Raw genomic sequence first — 18,985 nt, 5'->3', positions numbered from 1 at the left:
TCATGGTTTCCGTCAGCGTGGTGGTCTGCGCCTACACCCTCGATCGCTGGGACCAGCTCGCGCTCGCCATGGCGTCTCTGCGCAGTCAGGAGCCCGCTCACGACACCGTGCTCGTCATCGACCACAACCCGCAGCTGCTCGAGCGCGCGCGTCGGGCGTGGCCCGAAGCGACGGTACTGGCCAACAGCGGCCGTCAGGGCCTGTCGGCGGCGCGCAACACCGCACTGAACGCGACCACCGCCGAGGTCGTCGCGTTCCTCGACGACGACGCCTACGCCCGTCCCGGATGGCTTGCGACGCTCGTCGCACCCTTCGCCGACCCCGCGGTGGTCGCCGTCGGCGGAAGCGCCGAACCGATCTGGCCGGGAGCGACTCCCGCGGTCCTCCCGCCCGAGCTGCTCTGGGTCGTGGGCTGCAGCTACCGCGGTCTGCCTCAGGAATCCGCCGACGTCCGGAACGTCATGGGGTGCTCGATGGCCTTCCGGCGGGCACCGCTCGTGGGGATCGGCGCTTTCAACCCCGACACCGGTCGAGTGGGACGTCGACCGATCGGATGCGAAGAGACCGAGGCGTGCATCAGACTTCGCCAGCAGGATGCCGGCGCGATCATCCGCTACGAGCCGACGGCCACCGTCGGGCATCATGTCAGCGCAGATCGCACGACGATGAAGTACGTCGTGCACCGCGGGTGGTGCGAAGGGCTCTCGAAGGCGGCCCTGGCGCGGACGATCGGCCGCCGAGATGCGCTGTCGGACGAGTCGGTGTACGCCCGACGGGTACTCCCCGCCGGCGTCGCTCGCGAGCTCCGCGCCGGCCGGCTCCGGGGCGCAGCCGCCATCGTGCTCTGCCTGGGCGCGACCACGCTCGGCTATGTCCGTGGCCTGGCCGCACAGATCCAGCCGGGCGCCGTGCGCGATGAGCTCGCGATCGGAGCCGCCGCGTGATGTCCGTGGAGCAGGTCGCCCCGAGCGCGCGCGAAGCGGCCGCGCCGCTCCGGCGTCGGGTGACCCGAGACTCCCTGTGGCTCGCGGGCGGATTCGCAGCCACCTCCGGCTCGGGACTCGTGTTCTGGCTTCTCGCCGCGCTGTGGATCCCCCAGACCCAGCTCGGCGTGGAGGCATCGATTCTCGCCGTGGTGATGGCCGCGGCGGCACTCGCGTCGAACGGTCCGGGGAGCGCACTGGTCGTGATGCTTCCGCTCGGGGGACCAGCCGCGAGGGAGGCCCTGCGCCGGGCATGCGTGACGACCGCGGTCCTCGCCTCGGTGACCGGGAACGCCGCCGGACTCCTCGCGGCGATCGTGCTGCCCACCGGACGACCCCCGGCGCAGCTGTGGGTCATCGTGACCGTGTGCACGATCGCGTGGGCCATGTTCAACGTGCAGGCGCAGGCGCTGGCCGGCGCGTCCGATGCCCGCGGGACCCTCATCGTCAACGGCACGGCCACGCTCGTGAAGCTCGGCCTGCTCGTGGCATTCGCCTCAGCGTCGGCGCCGGTGCCCGAACCACTGGTCACGGCGACGATCATCCCCGCAGCCGGCATGACGGTACTGAGCCTCGGCATCCTCGTCCCCCGCGCGCTGCGACGTGAAGACGCCGTCGGCGGCGGCTCGCGGGCCTGGGATCCCCGGCTCGCGAGATCGCTGCGGCGACTCACCGCGCAGAATGCGATCGCCGTCGGCGTCGTGCTGGGCGCCGGCCTGTCGCTCGCGTTCCTCGTGACTCAGCTGGCGTCCCCCGCCCAAGGCGCGATCTTCGCGATCGCGTTCCAGTTCAGCGTCGCGCTCGACCTCGTCGGCGTCGCCGTTGCGACCGCGCTCGCCCGCAACGCGGTCGGCGCGTCCGCACCGAGCGCGGACCTGGCTCGCGGCTACGCAGTGCGGGTCGCGATCGCCGTCGGCGTGCTGGGCATCGTCGCCACGCTCGTGACCCCTGTGATGTTCGCGCTGCTCGGACGCGGATACCCCCCGCTCTATGGCATGGCCGTGGTCGGCCTGCTCGCCGGAGCGAGCGCGCTGCGGCCGGGGTACGACATCTGGTCGGCTCTCATCCGCGCACAGCACCGGGTCCTGCCCGTCCTGGCGGGCAACGCGGCGTATGTCGCGATCCTGCTGACCGCCGTGTTCGTGCTCGTTCCGCACTTCGGAGCCCTCGGGGCGGCGATCGCCGTCACGTCGGGCGCAGCCGCACTCGCCATCGTGGGCGGGATCGGCCTCTCCCGACAGCGCGTCCGCAGCCACCTCGTCGTCGACGCCTAAGGAGCGCCCGCATGACCGCCCTCACCCTGGCCTGCGCCATGCCTCTTCACGGCCCGGTAGACCGGGCGCACGCCACGTGGGTGGGTCTGGTCGAGGCATCCGCGCTCTCTCCGGCTCCGGATCGTATCGTGCTCGAAGCCGGCGAAGAGTTCGATCGCGCCCGACTGCTCGTGCGCGACCACGGCGCCGTGCGCGGGTATGTGTCGCTGCCGATCTCGGACGGACATCTCGATCCCGCCGCGCTCGCCGCCGCCGTCGCGGAGGTGCCGTTGCCCGCACCCGCCGCCCCCGCCGCGCCGCAGCCCATCACCGTCGTCGTGTGCACGCGGGATCGCGGCGCGCTACTCCGGGAGTGCCTGAACGCGATCGCGGGTGTGGACTACCCCGCGAGGGAGGTGATCGTCGTCGACAACGCGCCGTCGACCGACGACACCCTCGCTCTCGTGACCGCAGAGTTCGACGACTTCCGGTACGTGCGCGAAGATGCGCCCGGGCTCTCGCACGCGCGCAACGCCGGACTGCGCGCCGCGTCGTCGCACATCGTCGCCTTCACCGACGACGACGTGATCGTGGACAGCCAATGGCTGTGGGCGATCGCCGCCGGATTCGTTCGGGCCGACGACGTGGGGTGCGTGACGGGCGTCGTCCCCAGCGGCGAGCTGCGAAACGGAGTACAGGCGTGGTTCGATTCGCGCGTGAGTTGGTCGAAGCTCACGACAGGGCGCGTATACCGCATGAGCGAGCCGCCGGCCGACCTGCCGATGTTCCCGTTCTGCGTCGGAGAATTCGGCACCGGCGCGAACTTCGCCGTGCGTCGCGACCACATGCTGTCACTCGGCGGCTTCGACACCGCCCTCGGGGCGGGGACACGCACCAAAGGCGGTGAAGACCTCGACATGTTCGTGCGGATCCTCTACGACGGCCGGTCGATCGCGGTCGCTCCGGATGCCGTCGTGTGGCACCGTCACCGCGACGATCTCGCCGCGCTCGAATCGCAGGCGATCGGGTACGGTCGAGGCTTCGGCGCGTGGGCGACGACCGTCGCCCTCGATCCGCGGATGCTCGGTGCCGCGCTGGTCCGTGCCCCCGGCGCGGTGCACCGCCTGCTCAACAAGCGGATGTCGAACGTCGACGGCGACCCGTCGCCGGTGGCCGACGAGGCCGCGGGTGTGGGCCGTCTCGAGCTCGGGAGCATCACCGGGGGTCCGGCCGCGTACTTCGCGGAGCGCCGGGCGCAGCGCGCGGCAGGCACGCTGGACGGTCCGCGGTCCCGCGGATCCGTCCTCGAGCGTCGCACCTGGTCCCTCCTGGCCGCCATCGGAGGTCTGGCGGGCCTGCTCGCCCTGCTGCCGCTGCCCGCAGGTCTGTCGCTCGTGTTCCTGGCCGCGTTCGTGCTCATCGGTCCGGGCGCACTCCTCCGAGCGTGGGTTCCCCTCCCCGCCGGCTTCGCGCCCATCGTCGTTCCCGCGGTGGGCCTGTCGACCGCGATCCTGTTGACCACGGCCCTCGTGAATCTCGAATGGTGGGCGCCTTCGCTCTCGCTGCTCGCGATCGCCGCGGCGACCTGCCTCGGCGCTGCCACCTCGTTCGGACTGAGGAGGCGCGCGTGACGATCACCACTGCCCGCGTCCGGCCGACCACGACGGCAGCTTCGTCTCGGGCATCCCGGGCGCGATGGGCACCGGCGGCCATCCTCCTGCTGCTCGCCTCGATCTGCTGGATCCTGGCCGTCCCGTCGCTGCGCGACGCACCGTGGCACCTGTTCGGACTCGTGGCCGCGGCGAGCCCGCTGTTCCCCCTCTCGATCGCCTTGGTCGCGGTCGCGTTCTGCGTGGCCATCGCCGCCGGCGCGCTGCGCACGGCGTGGCTCACGCTCGTCGTCACCGTGCTGATGATGCGGCTGCCGACGGCCGTGTCGACCGACGCACCGCTGTACTCGTGGACCTACAAGCACTTCGGGCCGATCGACTACATCCAACGCTTCGGCGGCGTCGACCTCACCGCCGGCATCTACCATCACTGGCCGGGCATGTTCTCGTTCATCGCCTGGGTCGGCACCATCACGGGCGCGGAGACGATCGTGATCGCGCAGTGGTTCACGGTGGGCTCGCAGCTGGCGTTCGCCGGCGCCGTGTACTACCTCGCCCGGACATTCGGGTTCACGATCCCGACGGCGCTGGTCGCCGCGTTCGGCGCGCAGGCGGTCAACTGGGTAGGGCAGGACTACCTCTCACCGCAGGCTTTCGGCTTCGCCCTGGGCATCGTGGTCGTCGCGCTCGTGCTCGCCTCGACGCGGAGCACGGCGGCGTCCTGGGTCGCGGTGTTCATCTTCAGCGCCATCGTGGTGACGCACCAGCTCACGCCCTATTGGATCCTCGCCGCGGTGCTGCTGCTCACGGTGCTCGGGCGCATCCGACCTCGCTACATCGTCGCGGTGTTCGCGGCCATCGCCGTCGGCTACCTGCTCATGCACCTGAGCGTGGTCACGACCTTCGGCGACCTGCTCAACTTCGACATCCTGAGCAACATCCTCACTCCTTCGGCGAGCAGCGAGGCGCTCGGCGATCCGAGCAGCGGGCAGGTGTTCAACTCGTGGGTCGCGCGTGCGATCACCGGACTGGTGTGGGCGTCCGCGGTCGCGATCATCGTGCGACGTCTGCTGCGCCGCGCCGAGCCGTGGCGTGACACGCTCGTCCCGGCGGTCGTGGCCTTCTCGCCCGCGCTGATCCTGGTCGGCCAGGGCTACGGTGGCGAGGCGCTTTTCCGCGTCTTCCTGTACTCGATACCGGGATGCATGCTGATCCTGGCGCCCGGGCTGACACGGATGCTCGAGGGCGGCGCCACGCGGGCGTGCAACCTCGTCCGCGTCGGTGCGACGGCGCTGGTCGCTCTGGTGTGCGTCGCCTCGATCCAGACGTCGTACGGCGGCTGGTTCGCCAACCGCGTCACGCTCGAGTCGGTCGCCCTCACGACCGACATCCTCACGCACGAGGATCCGGCGACGCTGACCATCGGGGTCGCCCCCGGCGCTCCCGGGCGCATCGTGGCCGAGTACGTCGAGTTCGTGCGGGCGAACGAACTGTTCGACAGCGGCATCGACATGTGGCTGACGTCATGGCCGGGGTGGGAGCAGGAGGAGTTCGCCGATCCGCGCCGCGTCACGCGACTCACCGACAGCCTCGTGTGGGAACAGCGTCCGGCGCTCGTGGTCATCACCCAGCAGATGCGCGACTACAGCAACTACTACGGGACTCTGCCCGACGGTGCGCTGGAGCGCTTCGAGGGCTTCCTGAACGACGACGCGCGCTGGGTGCTCGACTACGAGTCCGATGAGACGCTCGTCTACCGGCTCGACCTGAGCTCGGGCTCCCGCGAAGTCGGGCGGGGCTGACATGGGCACGAGCACTGCACCCACCGTGAGTCGTACTCGGCGAGGTGCCACACGACGACGCCCGGCGGCCGCGGGCGGACTGGCGAGCGCGATCGTCACGACGTACATCGCGAGGTTCGCGTCGCTCGTGGCGTACGTCGCGTTGCTGCCCGTCGTCCTCACGGCGTTCGGCGCGGAGTCGTACGGCCTCTATGTGCTGACGGTCGCCGTGGGCTCGCTCTTCCAGCAGGACCTCGGCATCGGCGGGGCCACCACACGCTTCATCGGCGTCGCGGTGCCCTCGCACGACGTCACCCGAATGCGAAGCATCGCCTCGGCGAGCACCGTGTTCTTCGTCATCGCCGCGTTCCTCCTCGCGGGCGCGACGGCCGCGGCCTTCGCCCTCGTCGTGCCGAACGCCCGGTTCGACGACGATCTGACGCCGACCGCATGGGCGCTGTGCGTCCTCGGGGTGGTCAACGTGTTCCTCACCCTCGTCTTCGCGTCGAATCGCCAGATCCTTGCGGGCGTCGGTCGGCTGAATGATGTGAACTACCTCCTGATCGGCGTCGCCGTGTTCCGCATCCTCGTCACCGTCGGCGTGTGCTGGGCGGATCTGGGCATCGTCGCCGTGGCGATCGTCGACGTCACGGCCATCCTCGGCTTCGGCGTCGCGACCTATGTGCTGCGGCGTCTGCGCGCCCCCGAGATCAGCGCACGCCCGCGCGACTTCCGGTGGCGCGTCTTCCGCGAGCTGTTCGGTGTCAGCTCACAGCTGATGGTGCTCGACATCGCGGGGGTCGTGATCATGCAGGTGGGCGGAATCCTGACGGCGCTTCTGATGCCGATCGCCTTCGCGGCGCTGTACGCGGCCGCCCAGCGCATCTACCTCCTGGTCAAGGAGGTGACAGGGTCGCTCGCGACGGCGGTCCTGCCGACGGCGTCGATGCGGGAGGGTGGCGCCACGGGGACCCCCGTCGCGGAGCTCTACGTCAGGGGGACGACGTTCGCGAACATGCTGATGACGATCGTCCTGGTCCCCACACTCGTGTTCATGCCCGCGATCATGACCGCCTGGCTCGGGCCGGAAGGTGCCGCTGCCGCGATCGTCGCGCAGATCCTGCTGATCTCGATGTTCGCCAACAACAACCATCTGCTCGCCGTCCCGATCCTCGTGGCGCAGGGGTCGGTGCGGGGGTATGCCGTGCTGCACGTGATCTGGGCCGTCACGGGCACGGCACTGGCCGCCGTGCTGGGAACGATGCTCGGGCTCCCCGGAATCGCGGTGGGTCTGACCCTCCCCGTGCTGCTGCTGGAGCCCCTGTACGTGCTGATCGCCCTCCGCCGACTGGGGCTGCGGGCGCGCGACTTCGCCGTGCGCTGTCTTCTTCTGCCGTTCGGAACGGTCGCACCGCTGGCCGTGCTCCTCTACCTGGCCGGTCTCTTCGATCCCCCGCTCCCGCTGATCCCGGTGTTCGCGGCCGTCTGGGCCGTCTGCGCGGGCGCTGTCTACTACTTCCTCGCGCTCGACGCCGGCGGGCGCGAGATTCTGCGCGCGTCCGTGTCCGCACGCTCACGATCCCGCCACGTCGAGGAGGCCCCATGACCCTACCCATCGAGAACACGCGGTTCGAGGGTCCGCTAGCCGACCCGATCGAAGAGATGCGGCGACGATCCTTCCTGGCTCTGAGCCGGCTGCACCGGGGAATCGAACGACTGGTCCTCACCGACTTCCCCGACTACGAGAACATCGGCGACTCGGTCATCGCACTCGGCCAGGCCGAGTTCTGGCGACGTGCCGGGATCGAGATCGATGCCACCTACTCGTGGCGCACGCTCTCGCCGCGCGTCTACGAATCCACGACCCCCGTCGCGATCCAGGGCGGCGGCAATTTCGGCGGGCTCTACCCGCAGCACAGCGGGCATCGCTACCTCTTGTCCGAGAGCCTCAGGGCAGACACCGAGCTCATCCAGCTTCCGCAGTCGGTGCACTTCGGCAGCGCCGCCGACCGCGAGGAGTTCGCGGCGCGAATGGCCACGCGGCGAACCCTGCGTCTCGCTGTCCGCGACGAGGACTCCCTCGCCTCGGTGTGCGACCTCGTTCCACAGGCGATGCTCGCCCCCGACAGCGTGCACATGCTCGGCCATCTGGAGGCCGAGCCGCCGACGAGAGGCTTCGTGTGCCTGCTGCGCCGAGATCAGGAGAGCGCGCTCCCGGCCGCCCACCCGGCTGCGATCGACTGGCCGCCCCTCACGTTCGCCGACCGCGTCCGACAGCGAGCGCGACGCACCATCGTCGAAGGCGCCGTGACCCGCTCGATGAACCGCTCGACCGAGAGGTGGTTCGCCGACGCCGCGCAACGGCTGCGGACCGGGATCGCACTGCTGACACCGGGCGAGACCGTGGTGACGGACCGGCTGCACGCGATGCTCCTGGCCCTCCAGATGGGCAGGCGCGTGATCGCCATCGACAACGCCAACGGCAAGCTGACGAGCTACGCGGCGACGTGGTTCGACGGACTCGACCTGCCGCTCGAGTTCGCCCCCGATCTCGCCGCTGCCATGACGGACGTGTGACGCCATGGCGATCGTGCAACGTCCTCGCGCCCAGGCGCGGGGCGATGTCGCGCCCCCGGTCCTTCCCGCGCGGGTCGCCTCGGGGCGGCTGAGCGCCACCGACAGGCTCGCCGAGGGCGTGCGGATCAGCGTCGAACTCTCGCCGATCGTCGTGCCCTCCCGCGATGTCGTCGTCCGAGCCGTGCGGGACGTCCTCGGGGCCGGCGCTCACGCCCGTGCCGGTCGAGTGGTGACACGCGGACGATGGCGGTTCGATCCGACCGCGCTGGATGAGCAGGCGGAGCGTGCGGTCAGAGAGCTGCCGAAGGAGTACACCGGGGACGAGGGCCTGCCGCGACTGCGCGAGATCGCCCGCGAAGACCTCGGCTTCACGGTCTTCCTCGGCGAGGATCGCGCCTCGCTGTGCATCGACCACCGCCTGGGCGACGGCTTCTTCGGCACGATGCTCACGTCGGCCGTGCTCGCCGGTCGTGGGACGCCCGCGGTCTTCACCAACGCCGGCGACGAGCACCCGCTCGAATCCGCACTGTGGAACACATTCGCACGCCACCCGAGGCGCGTCGCCTCGCTGGTCGGCGATCGCTGGCACGAGCGGCGCCCATCCCCCGCCGCCGGAACCGTGCCCGGCGAGCGGGCGTCGCTCGACCTCGTGTCGGGGACGATGACGAGCGAGACGTTCCGCGCGTTCGCTGCGTGGAGTCACCGCAAGGTCCCGCCTTCGGTGGCGATGCTGTTCGCGTTGCGGGCCGCGCTCGACCGGGTCGGGATCCCGGTCTCGGACGAGGGGTCGATCCTGGTGGATCTGCGGCGCTACCTGCCGTCGGGCAGGTCCACGCTGGCGAACTTCGTCACAGGCCACCCCGTTCGCGGGGGCGGCGGCGTCGTCCCCGCCGCAGCCCGGTTCTCGCGCGACCTGCGGCTGGGGCGGCCGCTGGCGGCTCTCGCCGTAGGCGTGGCCACCGCCCCCTGGAGACGGCACAGGTCGGTGTCGGTCCCCTCCGCGGCTACTCCGATCGTCAGCGACATGGGGTTCCTGCGCACGCTCGAGCCGCTCCCCTGGGCGATGCCGACGGGCGGGATGCTGCGCGTGTCGGTGGATCCGGCGCGGCGGAACGGGGTCACCGCGCTCACCGCGTTCCTGCGCGGTCGCCTGCACGTGTCGATGAGCTTCGACGCGACCCTGTTCGACCGCGCCGGCCTCGAGGCCGCGTGCGCGCTGATGTGCGCGGACCCGATAGGCCTGCTCGAGTGAACGCGACGACCGTGAGCCGGCCGGCCGTGAGCCCGCAGCCCCCGCGCCGCACGCGCGGGCGGTGGCTCCTGCTGGCCGCCGTCGCCGTGGTGGCGGCGATCGCCGTCGTGCTCGGCGTGCAGTGGTGGACCACCGGGGTGCCGCCGTTCACCGGCGGCTACGGCGATCGCGACATCCTCTTCGACGACTTCGACGGCCCTGCGGGGGCCGCACCCGACCGGAATGTGTGGTCGATTCAGACCGGGGCGGGCGGATGGGGGAACGAGGAACTCCAGGAGTACACGGAGGAGGCCGTCGAGCTGGACGGTGAGGGGAATCTGGTGATCACCGCGACGGTGCCCGCCGACGGCTCGACTCCCACCTCCGGGCGCCTCACGACGCACGACAAATGGTCCTTCACCTACGGCCGGCTGTCGGCTCGCATTCAGCTGCCCGAGGGGCAGGGTCTGCTTCCCGCGTTCTGGTTGCTCGGCGACTCGATCGACACGGTGGGGTGGCCGGCAGCGGGTGAGATCGACGTCGTCGAGACTCCGAACGACACTTCTCGCAGCGTCCACCACCTGCACGGCCCCACCGGGCGCACCGACCGTTGGTCGATCAACGAGGGAGTGAACATGCCTGCGCCTCTCGCCGACGACTTCCACGTGTACACCGTCGAGAAGCATCCGGGCCGGGTCATCCTCGCCGTCGACGATCGGATCGTCATGGACGTCGAGGAGTGGGATGTGCCGCTGCCGGGGCGCTGGGTCTTCGATGCTCCGACGCACGTGCTGTTCAGTCTCGCTGTCGGCGGCGTGTGGCCCGGGAGTCCCGACGCGACGACGCCGACCGAGACCCGGATGGTGATCGACTGGATCATGTACCTGCCGGAGGACCAGATCGGCGACGTCCCCATCGGTGCGTCGCCTCCGAAGGGAGGATGACCTCGGCGGAGTACGGGCAGCGGCGCCAGCGCAGCGTCAGGCTGATTGACTGGTGGTCATGGACCCCGTGGCCATGTTCCCCCTCGGGAGCGTGCTGTTCCCGTACACGCCGCTCGCACTGAGGGTGTTCGAGCCCCGCTACCTCACGATGATCGGCCGGCTGCTCGACGTGGAGGGTCCGGAGTTCGGCGTCGTGCTCATCGAGCGGGGACACGAAGCCGGCGGCGGAGACGAACGCGCGGAGATCGGCGTGAGGGCGCGCGTGCTCCGGATCGACGCGGGCGCTGCGGATCTGCACGTGATCGCGGTCGGCGGTGAGCGGATCGCCATCGACCGGTGGCTCGAGGACGACCCGCATCCGCTGGCAGAGGTGTCGCCGATCGCCGCCCTCGAATGGGACGATGCGCTCGCACCGCTCCTCGGCGAAGCCGAGCGCGTCGTGCGCCGCCTCGCGACGCTCGCCTCGGTGCTCGACGAGGCGCGGTGGGATCCGGGCTCGGAGCTCTCGGACGATCCGGTGGAGTCGGCCTGGCAACTTGCCGCGATGGCTCCGCTCGGCGAGTACGACCGCTACCGACTGCTGGGCTCGACCAGCGTCGGCGGGCTGCTCCGCGGCGTCATCGATCTCTGCCTCGACCAGGAGCCCGTGCTCATCGCGCGCGCGGCGGATGCGCGCGGGGCAGAGGACGGCGGCTTCCAGGGCCCGGAGGCGCCGGGCGGTTGAGCCTGCCTACGACGAGAGCATCGCTCGTCGCACGACCCCGGCGCTCCACACCCCGAGGGCGACGCCCGCGACCGTGTCCGAGATGTGGTGCTGGCCGCGGTAGACGCGCGAGAACGCGATCGCTCCGGGAATCCCGTACCGGAGAATGGGGCCGAGGAGGCGGGCGCCGCGAGCGCCGTGGCGGTCGAGCAGGTCGGCCAGGGTGCCGTGGAGCGCGAAGGCCGCAGCAGTGTGCCCCGACGGGAACGACGACGTCGCGTGCGGCTGTTCCGGGCGCCACACCCGGTCGGGGCGTGGCCGGCGAACGAGCGCCGCCGATGCCACGAAGCACGTGGTCTCGAGGGCGAGCGCCGTCGCAGGCGCGATCGCCGAACGCCGGTCGCGGGTCAGCAGCCAGGTCGCCCCGCACCAGATCGCCCCGTTCGCGATGGTCTGCGGCACGCCCGAGTACCACGACAGTGGTGCCGTGAGCACGTCGAGCATCTCGCGCGGCTCGCCCGACTGCGCGGAGGCGGTCGCGCCGACCGCGTCGCCGTCGCCCGGTCGGTGGCCGAGCGCGTCCTGGAGCGCACGTACGGCCCGGTCCTCGCGAGGATCGTCGCCATCGAGCAACCGAATCACCCGGCCGGCCGCCGCCAGCACGGCGATCGCGCCGAGTCCCGACAGCACGACGGCTCGGAGCAGCGCCACGCGGACAGCCTCGTGGCGCCGCGCGGCGGGCCCGGATCGATGCCGAGCGAGCTCGGCGATCACCCCCAGCGCTCCAGGTGTCCGAAGCGACTGGGCCATCCGGCGTCCTTCGGGGCCGTTTCGTGGCCGGCGAGCTCGTGCAACCACGGCGGCTGCTCGTCTATCCCCACCGACCCTGCACCCGTCGTGAAGTAGGCGACGATCGGCGGGCTTGCGACGAAGGCGGCCGCGAGCGCCGCCGCACCGGGAGTGGTCACGATCGCGTGGCGCGCGTGGAGACTGCGCATCGACGTCGCGAACGCTTCACAATCGAGCGGAGTCGTTCCGACAGCGCCTTCCGGAAGTCGGTCGCGCAACCCGCTGGTGATCTGTTCCTGCTGTGCCGGTGAGAGTCGGCCGAAGGCGGCCGCATAAGCCCTGTCCGCGACGGCGGACGGCACGTTTCCCAGCACATACGCATAGCGGGCGATCTGCTCGTCTTCGCCGATGACGTGCTTCGCGTGTCCTCGCTTCACGGCCCCTCCCGGTGATGGCCGATAGATTACGCCCTTCGGCGAACGTGATCGTTCCGTGACCTCTGCAAGCTCGAATCACCGGGGAATGTATGGCCGCGCGGCGGCCGGATGCGCGCGGCCGAGCACGCAGCCGGCTCAGACCGCGGGCCGGAACCGGATCGGATACCGCACCGGTCCCGTGTTCCCCGATACCGGAAGCCACTCCCCCGGTCCATCGGCCTCGGCGCGAGGCATCCGTCGTGCCAGCAGCGGCAGGGCGACCGACATGTCCGTCCGAGCGACGAAGTGACCGAGGCAGTGATGGATGCCGCCACCGAAGCCGCTGTGCAGCGGCCGGTCGTCCACCGCGAGGTCGATCCTCGCGGCCGCCCCCACCGACCCCATCGCCTCGGGGTCCGTTCCCATCGCGTGCGAGAGCACCTGCACGATCCCGCCCGCGGGCACGTGGAGGCCGTTCAGATCGACATCCTCGATCGCCTCACGGGTCACCCAGGTCACGGTCGGGTTCACGCGCATGATCTCCTCGACGGCCCGCGTCCCGAGCTCGGGCCGCTCTCCCAGCAGCGCCCACTGGTCGGGCTGGGCGAGCAGCGTCTGCAGCGCGAGCCCGAGCTGGTTGCGCGTCGTCTCCATGCCCGCGAAGGCGAGGAACACCAGCGCGACGCTCAGTTCGCGACGCGAGAGCGCATCGCCGTCCTCGTGCGCCTGGATCAGGGTCGTCACCAGATCGCCCTGCGGGCGCCGCTGACGCTCGGCGATCACCTCTTCGATGTAGCCGGTCAAGCCCTCGAGCGCCGCCTCGATCCGCGGCAGATCGTCGCGCACCCGGACGCCGAACGACTTGCCGAGATCGTCGGCCCACTGCGCGATCTGCGGCCACTCGTCGTCGGGCAGTCCGAGCAGATAGCAGAGGATGCGCGAGGCATAGGGTTCGGCGAACTGCGTGACGAACTCCACGCGACCCCAGCCATCCGCGTCCGCAGCCGCGAACCCGTCGATCAGCTCGTTCGCGAGCAGCTGGAACCGCGGCCGCATCGCCTCGATGGTCTTGTTGCGGAACGCAGGTCCGAGCAGACGCCGCAGCCGCAGATGATCCTGGCCCTCGAGGCTCAGCAGCGTCTGCTGCCACCACTGCCGCCACGGGCCGTCGTGGATGCCGTTCTGGTCGGGCCAGCGCGCGTTCCCCTGCCGGAATCGCCTGTCCTTCAGCAGCGCCGTCCCTTCGGCGTACCGAAGGATCGCCCAGCCGTACGGGGTCTCGGCGTACCACGACGCATCCCGCGCGGCGTGCACCGAATCCGACGTGACATCGAACCCCGTGTCGGCGAGATCGAGGTACGGCGCGACACCCATGCGCGGTCGATCAGGTGGTGACGACCTGCGCGGTGCCGGTCGGAGCGTCCGGACCCATCTCGGCGGCGATCCGGTTCGCCTCGTCGATGAGCGTCTGCACGATCTCGGCCTCGGGCACCGTCTTGATGACCTGCCCCTTCACGAAGATCTGCCCCTTGCCGTTGCCGCTCGCGACTCCCAGGTCGGCTTCGCGCGCCTCACCGGGCCCGTTCACGACGCATCCCATGACGGCGACGCGCAGCGGCACGGTCATGTCCTTGAGCCCCTCGGTCACGTTGTCGGCAAGCGTGTACACGTCGACCTGAGCGCGACCGCACGAGGGGCACGACACGATCTCGAGCTTGCGCTCGCGCAGATTCAGCGACTGCAGGATCTGATGGCCCACCTTGACCTCTTCGGCAGGCGGCGCCGAGAGCGAGACGCGGATCGTGTCGCCGATTCCCTCCGCCAGCAGGATTCCGAACGCCGTGGCGCTCTTGATCGTGCCCTGGAAGGCGGGTCCGGCCTCGGTGACGCCGAGGTGCAGCGGCCAGTCGCCGCGCTCGGCGAGCTGACGGTAGGCCTTGACCATCACGATCGGGTCGTTGTGCTTGACCGAGATCTTGAAGTCGTGGAAGTCGTGCTCCTCGAACAGCGACGCCTCCCACACCGCGCTCTCGACGAGCGCCTCGGGCGTGGCCTTGCCGTACTTCTCGAGCAGTCGCTTGTCGAGCGAGCCGGCGTTCACGCCGATGCGCAGCGACACCCCGGCGTCCTTCGCGGCCTTGGCGATCTCGCCCACCTTGTCGTCGAACTGGCGGATGTTGCCGGGGTTCACCCGCACCGCGGCGCAGCCGGCATCGATGGCCTGGAACACGTACTTCGGCTGGAAGTGGATGTCGGCGATCACCGGGATCTGGCTCTTCTTGGCGATGATGTGCAGCACATCCGCGTCGTCCTGAGAGGGTACGGCGACACGCACGATCTCACAGCCGGATGCCGTCAACTCGGCGATCTGCTGAAGGGTGGCGTTGATGTTCGTCGTCGGTGTCGTGGTCATCGACTGGACGCTGACGGGAGCGTCACCGCCCACGAGCACCTTGCCCACCTTGATCTGGCGGCTCTTGCGGCGCGGCGCGAGGACTTCCGGTACACGGGGCATCCCGATGTTGACTGCAGGCACCCCTCCAGCCTACGCCGCGCCGGTCGGGCCGGGCTGAGCGTCCGGGACGACCGCCGCGGTGCGCTCCAGCGCGCGGATGAGCGAGCGCGCGTCGTAGGGCCCGGTGTGGCGCACCCCGTTCACGAAGAACGTCGGCACCGACGTGATGTCCATCGTCTCGGCATCGAGCATGTCGTCGCGCACGCGCGCGGTCACCTTCGCCGAGCTCAGGTCGTGCTCGAAACGGTCGATGTCGAGGCCGAGCTCGCGCGCACGGCGGATGATGTCGGATGGCAGCTGATGCTCTTGATCGGCGAACAGGCTGCGCGCGAACTCGGTGTACTTGCCCTGCAGGCCGGCCGCCTCGGCCGCCTCGGCCGCGGCGAGTGCGTTGGGATGGTAGCGCTCGAGCGGCGCATGCCGCCATACGTACCGCAGCCGATCGCCGAGCTGCTCGCGCACCTGCTCGATCGAGCCGGAAGCCTTCAGACAGAACTCGCACTGGTAGTCGCCGTACTCGACGATCTCGAGCGGCGCATCCGCTCGTCCGTAGACATGGTCACGCTCGGGGTCGACGGGCCGCACGAGCGTGTGACCCGCGTCGTCGTCGGGGCGCCGGGAATCCGACACGCGGAAGATGACCGTCGCGAGCAGGAAAGCGATGACGGATGCCGCGAGCACCCCGACCCGCGCCTCGTTCTGCACTTCCGGGTCGTCGATCGCGAGCTGCACGATGAACAGCGAGATGGTGAAGCCGATGCCGCACAGCGCCGCGCCGCCCGCGATGCGGTCGAGCGTCAGGCCGGGACCGAATTCACCGAGCCGGAACACCTTCACCAGCACCGACGAGCCGAACACCCCGAGGAACTTGCCCGCAACGAGGCCGGCGACGATCGCCCACATCACAGGCGACATCGCGGCATCGGCGAGGATCTCGCCGCTGATCTGGACCCCGGCGTTCGCGAGCGCGAACACGGGAAGGATCACGTAGGCGACGTACGGCGCATACGCGGACTGGAGCCGCTCGTTGATCGAGATCGATTCGCGCAGGCTGTTCGCCGCCGCCCGGGCGTACTCGCTGTTCGGCGACTGGCGGAACGTGCGCGCCAGCTCGAGCGCCTGCTCGACATCGCGCCGGTTGGGCCGGTAGACGGGTACGAGCAGGGCGATCGCGACTCCGGCGAGCGTCGGGTGCACGCCCGACGCGAGGAAGGCCAGCCACACGATCACGGCGAGGGTCGCATAGATCGGACCGCGCCCCTTCGGCACGTACCGCGTGAAGTACACGCCGACGAGCCCGGCCGCAGCGACGAGCAAGGGCATCGGCGTGAAATCGGCGGTGTAGAACAGCGCGATGATGCTGAGCGCCCCGATGTCGTCGACGACGGCGAGCGTCAGCAGGAAGATGCGCAGGCGCCCCGACGCCTTGGGACCGATCAGGGCGAGCGCGCCGACGATGAAGGCGGTGTCGGTCGAGATCACGACACCCCACGCGTGCTCGAACCCCGAACCGTTCGCGATCAGCAGGTAGATCACCGCCGGCACCGCGAGACCGGCGACCGCCGCGACGACGGGGACGACGGCGCGCGACCAGCTCGTCAGCTCGCCGATCGCGAACTCACGGCGGACCTCGAGACCGACGGTGAAGAAGAAGATCGCCATCAGTGCGTCGTTCACGAGCGCGTGCAGCGTGAAGTCGAGGTGGATGTCACCGAACGCGATGCTCAGGTGCGTCTCCCAGAACGCCTCATACGACGCGGCTGAGAGGTTCACCCACACGATCGCGACGACGGTGGCGATGACCAGCAGCAGCGCGCCCAGCCGGTTCTGGCCGAGCGAACCGATCCTGGCCGCGATCGACGGGCGCTTCTCGCCGCGCGACGGCGGCTGCTCGGGGTCGGGCGAGCGCTCGATGAGGGGAAGGTTCTTCACTCGCAGCTCCTCGTCCGGCCGACACGGCCAGTATCGTGCACGCGCCCGCGACGCGGGGTCGCATCGACGACTGGTGCCTGACCCGCGGAGGACAACGATCACTCGTTCGCCCGCATTTCCTCGCGACGAGCCGATCCCGCGCGCTGTGATAGTTTCGGCGCATGTTCGCGAACCTCACGTGGTGGCCCGCCCGCTGAGGCGTGTGTTCGCGAACCCGAAGACCGCCCCTGTGGCGGTCTTTCTGTCTGAGCGACCGCCCGATCCCGGAAAGAACGGCGATGACATCCAGCCCGACCCTGTCCGCAGCGCTCGCGGACGCGGCATCCTTCGCCCTGATCGCCCGTGACGGGCGCACCGTCGAAGTGCTCACCGGCGACGTCATCGATGTCGCCGTGCTCGCCGACATCCCGTTGACGGATGCCGCGGGCACGCCCCGCGAGGTGCTCGCCCTCGTGCCCTACCGCCAGGTGCAGGAGCGGGGTTTCGAGTGCCACGACGACGCTGCGCCGCTGCGCTGCCTCGTCGTCGACGGACATGTCGCCGTGCCGCTCGAGACGGCGATGGCCGAGCTTCCCACCGAACCGATCGCGCTGCGCGACGCCGGGTTCGACATCGACGACGCGGGATACGCCGAGATCGTGCGCCGCGTCATCTCGGACGAGATCGGCCGCGGCGAGGGGGCGAACTTCGTCATCCGTCGCGACTACCGTGCCGCCGTCGACGCCGACGCGCGCACGGCCGCGCTGACGTGGTTCCGTGCGCTGCTCGAGCACGAGCGCGGGGCCTACTGGACCTTCGCGGTCGTCACTGCCGACCACGTCGCGGTCGGCGCGAGCCCTGAGGCGCACGTGAGTGCCCAAGGCGGCGTCGTCACCATGAACCCCATCTCGGGAACGTTCCGGCATCCCGCGGGCGGCGCGACCGCCGAGACGCTCGGCGAGTTCCTGCGCAGCACCAAGGAGACAGAGGAGCTCTTCATGGTGGTCGACGAGGAGCTCAAGATGATGAGCGCCGTGTGCTCCGACGGCGGCCGCATCACCGGCCCGCACCTCAAGGAGATGTCGCGGCTCACGCACACCGAGTACATGCTGCGCGGTCGCAGCACCCTCGACCCGCGCGACATCCTGCGCGAGACGATGTTCGCGCCGACCGTGACCGGCTCGCCGATGCAGAACGCGTGCACGGTGATCCGCCGCCACGAGCGCACCCCACGCGGGTACTACTCGGGCGTCGCGGCACTGTTCACACCGGTCGCCGAAGCTGGGGATGCCGCAGCGCCGACCCACGACCTGGACGCGCCGATCCTCATCCGCACCGCCTACCTCGAGGGCGGTCGGCTGAGTGTGCCCGTGGGCGCCACGCTCGTGCGACACTCCGACCCTGCGGGCGAGGTCGGCGAGACCCACGGCAAGGCCGCTGGGGTCCTGGGTGCGATCGGCGCGATCGAGCGGGAAGCCGCCCTCGAGGTATCGGCCGATGCCGACGCCGACCCGGACGCCCCCGCCCCGGCGCACCCCGCCCTCGCCGCGGACCCCGAGATCGCGACATTGCTCGCCTCGCGCAACACCCGGCTCGCGCCGTTCTGGATGAACCCGCAGGACCCCGAGCCCGGCGGACCGTTCGAGGGTCGCTCGGCGCTGGTCGTCGACGCCGAGGATCGGTTCACCACGATGCTCGCCCACCAGCTGCGACACCTCGGTCTGTCGGTGCGCATCGCGCTGTGGAGCGAGGTGACCGATGACGACGTGCTCTCGGCCGAGCTGCTCGTCGCCGGCCCCGGCCCCGGCGACCCGCGGGCTGAGCGCAGCATCCGGATGCGACGGATGCGCGAGATCGTTGCGCATCGGCGTGCGTCGGGCCGCCCGCTGTTGGCCGTGTGCCTCAGCCACCAGATCCTCGCCGACTCGCTCGGGATCCCGCTCGTGCCCCTCGACAGGCCGCATCAGGGTCTGCAGAAGACCGTGGACGTGTTCGGGATGCCGGCATCCATCGGCTTCTACAACACGTTCACCGCCCGCGTCGCGCCCGGCACCGAGGCGATCGGCGACGTGCAGATCGCCGCCGACCCGCGGTCGGGCGACGTGTTCGCGCTGCGGGGAGCAGGCTGCGCGTCGATCCAGGGCCACCTGGAGTCGATCCTGTCGCGAGACGGCATGACGACCCTGCAGCGGCTGGTGCAGCACGCCCTCGCGCCCGTCGGCGCCTAGCCGTACCTCGCCGCGCCTGTCCGCGCGACTCGTCCCTCGCGACA

Annotated in this window: 15 protein-coding genes; 10 read left to right on the top strand and 5 right to left on the bottom strand. The window is 70.5% G+C overall.

Annotated features, from left to right (window positions below; all coding sequences use genetic code 11):
- The first annotated feature begins 2 nt into the window (after positions 1 to 2).
- Genes ABD663_RS06355 through ABD663_RS06315 form a run of 9 tightly spaced genes read left to right on the top strand, consistent with a single transcriptional unit; the run spans position 3 to position 11,103 of the window.
- Positions 3 to 944 (top strand): glycosyltransferase family 2 protein, encoded by a 942-nt coding sequence (locus ABD663_RS06355; RefSeq protein ID WP_344737105.1) that lies wholly within the window; start codon positions 3 to 5, stop codon positions 942 to 944.
- A complete protein-coding gene (locus ABD663_RS06350; protein WP_344737104.1) occupies positions 944 to 2,257 on the top strand; it encodes a lipopolysaccharide biosynthesis protein in 1,314 nt (437 codons plus the stop codon). The genes ABD663_RS06355 and ABD663_RS06350 overlap by 1 nt, the downstream gene beginning before the upstream one ends.
- 11 nt (positions 2,258 to 2,268) lie before the next feature.
- On the top strand, positions 2,269 to 3,867 hold the full coding sequence (locus ABD663_RS06345) for a glycosyltransferase family 2 protein (RefSeq protein WP_344737103.1): 1,599 nt from the start codon (positions 2,269 to 2,271) through the stop codon (positions 3,865 to 3,867).
- Positions 3,864 to 5,648: an LTA synthase family protein gene (locus ABD663_RS06340; RefSeq protein ID WP_344737101.1), complete on the top strand. Its 1,785-nt coding sequence runs from the start codon at positions 3,864 to 3,866 to the stop codon at positions 5,646 to 5,648. The genes ABD663_RS06345 and ABD663_RS06340 overlap by 4 nt, the downstream gene beginning before the upstream one ends.
- A gap of 1 nt (position 5,649) precedes the next feature.
- Positions 5,650 to 7,233 (top strand): MATE family efflux transporter, encoded by a 1,584-nt coding sequence (locus tag ABD663_RS06335; protein ID WP_344737100.1) that lies wholly within the window; start codon positions 5,650 to 5,652, stop codon positions 7,231 to 7,233.
- A complete protein-coding gene (locus ABD663_RS06330; RefSeq protein ID WP_344737099.1) occupies positions 7,230 to 8,204 on the top strand; it encodes a polysaccharide pyruvyl transferase family protein in 975 nt (324 codons plus the stop codon). The genes ABD663_RS06335 and ABD663_RS06330 overlap by 4 nt, the downstream gene beginning before the upstream one ends.
- A 4-nt stretch (positions 8,205 to 8,208) precedes the next feature.
- Positions 8,209 to 9,456 carry a hypothetical protein gene (locus tag ABD663_RS06325; protein WP_344737098.1) on the top strand — a complete coding sequence of 416 codons (1,248 nt, stop codon included), beginning with the start codon at positions 8,209 to 8,211 and terminating at the stop codon, positions 9,454 to 9,456.
- Between the two features lie 26 nt (positions 9,457 to 9,482).
- Positions 9,483 to 10,379 carry a glycoside hydrolase family 16 protein gene (locus tag ABD663_RS06320; protein WP_344737097.1) on the top strand — a complete coding sequence of 299 codons (897 nt, stop codon included), beginning with the start codon at positions 9,483 to 9,485 and terminating at the stop codon, positions 10,377 to 10,379.
- Between the two features lie 58 nt (positions 10,380 to 10,437).
- On the top strand, positions 10,438 to 11,103 hold the full coding sequence (locus ABD663_RS06315) for an LON peptidase substrate-binding domain-containing protein (RefSeq protein ID WP_344737096.1): 666 nt from the start codon (positions 10,438 to 10,440) through the stop codon (positions 11,101 to 11,103).
- 6 nt (positions 11,104 to 11,109) lie between these two features.
- Here ABD663_RS06315 and ABD663_RS06310 read toward each other — a convergent pair whose 3' ends face one another.
- The 5 genes from ABD663_RS06310 to nhaA all read right to left on the bottom strand — a co-directional run bounded on the left by ABD663_RS06310 (position 11,110) and on the right by nhaA (position 16,734).
- The gene (locus ABD663_RS06310) at positions 11,110 to 11,793 is read right to left on the bottom strand and encodes a phosphatase PAP2 family protein (protein ID WP_344737095.1); all 684 of its coding nucleotides are present in this window, start codon (positions 11,791 to 11,793) and stop codon (positions 11,110 to 11,112) included.
- A 59-nt stretch (positions 11,794 to 11,852) separates the two neighbouring features.
- On the bottom strand, positions 11,853 to 12,308 hold the full coding sequence (locus ABD663_RS06305) for a hypothetical protein (RefSeq protein WP_344737094.1): 456 nt from the start codon (positions 12,306 to 12,308) through the stop codon (positions 11,853 to 11,855).
- Between the two features lie 135 nt (positions 12,309 to 12,443).
- A complete protein-coding gene (locus ABD663_RS06300) occupies positions 12,444 to 13,661 on the bottom strand; it encodes a cytochrome P450 (protein WP_344737093.1) in 1,218 nt (405 codons plus the stop codon).
- A 10-nt stretch (positions 13,662 to 13,671) separates the two neighbouring features.
- A complete protein-coding gene (gene ispG / locus ABD663_RS06295) occupies positions 13,672 to 14,802 on the bottom strand; it encodes a flavodoxin-dependent (E)-4-hydroxy-3-methylbut-2-enyl-diphosphate synthase (RefSeq protein WP_344737132.1) in 1,131 nt (376 codons plus the stop codon).
- Positions 14,803 to 14,832: 30 nt separating this feature from the next.
- Entirely contained in the window at positions 14,833 to 16,734 is a 1,902-nt protein-coding gene (nhaA, locus tag ABD663_RS06290; protein WP_344737092.1) for a Na+/H+ antiporter NhaA, read from the bottom strand.
- 278 nt (positions 16,735 to 17,012) lie between these two features.
- On the opposite strand from nhaA, the gene ABD663_RS06285 reads away from it, so the two are divergent.
- Positions 17,013 to 18,941, top strand: coding sequence for an anthranilate synthase family protein (locus ABD663_RS06285; protein WP_344737091.1), 1,929 nt, complete (start codon positions 17,013 to 17,015; stop codon positions 18,939 to 18,941).
- The last annotated feature ends 44 nt before the right edge of the window (positions 18,942 to 18,985 follow it).

This window comes from Microbacterium awajiense (assembly GCF_039536545.1).
Lineage (GTDB): Bacteria > Actinomycetota > Actinomycetes > Actinomycetales > Microbacteriaceae > Microbacterium > Microbacterium awajiense.
Note: the sequence above shows the minus strand (reverse complement) of the source record. Positions and strands in the feature narration are given on the sequence as shown.

What these genes read in the sequence shown, in the direction of transcription:
- ABD663_RS06315 (WP_344737096.1), top strand. Translation starts at nt 10,438, where the DNA reads ATGGACCCCGTGGCCATGTTCCCCCTCGGGAGCGTGCTGTTCCCGTAC.
- ABD663_RS06355 (WP_344737105.1), top strand. Translation starts at nt 3, where the DNA reads ATGGTTTCCGTCAGCGTGGTGGTCTGCGCCTACACCCTCGATCGCTGG.
- ispG (WP_344737132.1), bottom strand. Translation starts at nt 14,802, where the DNA reads ATGCCCCGTGTACCGGAAGTCCTCGCGCCGCGCCGCAAGAGCCGCCAG.
- ABD663_RS06350 (WP_344737104.1), top strand. Translation starts at nt 944, where the DNA reads ATGTCCGTGGAGCAGGTCGCCCCGAGCGCGCGCGAAGCGGCCGCGCCG.
- ABD663_RS06345 (WP_344737103.1), top strand. Translation starts at nt 2,269, where the DNA reads ATGACCGCCCTCACCCTGGCCTGCGCCATGCCTCTTCACGGCCCGGTA.
- ABD663_RS06335 (WP_344737100.1), top strand. Translation starts at nt 5,650, where the DNA reads ATGGGCACGAGCACTGCACCCACCGTGAGTCGTACTCGGCGAGGTGCC.
- ABD663_RS06300 (WP_344737093.1), bottom strand. Translation starts at nt 13,661, where the DNA reads ATGGGTGTCGCGCCGTACCTCGATCTCGCCGACACGGGGTTCGATGTC.
- ABD663_RS06330 (WP_344737099.1), top strand. Translation starts at nt 7,230, where the DNA reads ATGACCCTACCCATCGAGAACACGCGGTTCGAGGGTCCGCTAGCCGAC.
- ABD663_RS06285 (WP_344737091.1), top strand. Translation starts at nt 17,013, where the DNA reads ATGACATCCAGCCCGACCCTGTCCGCAGCGCTCGCGGACGCGGCATCC.
- ABD663_RS06325 (WP_344737098.1), top strand. Translation starts at nt 8,209, where the DNA reads ATGGCGATCGTGCAACGTCCTCGCGCCCAGGCGCGGGGCGATGTCGCG.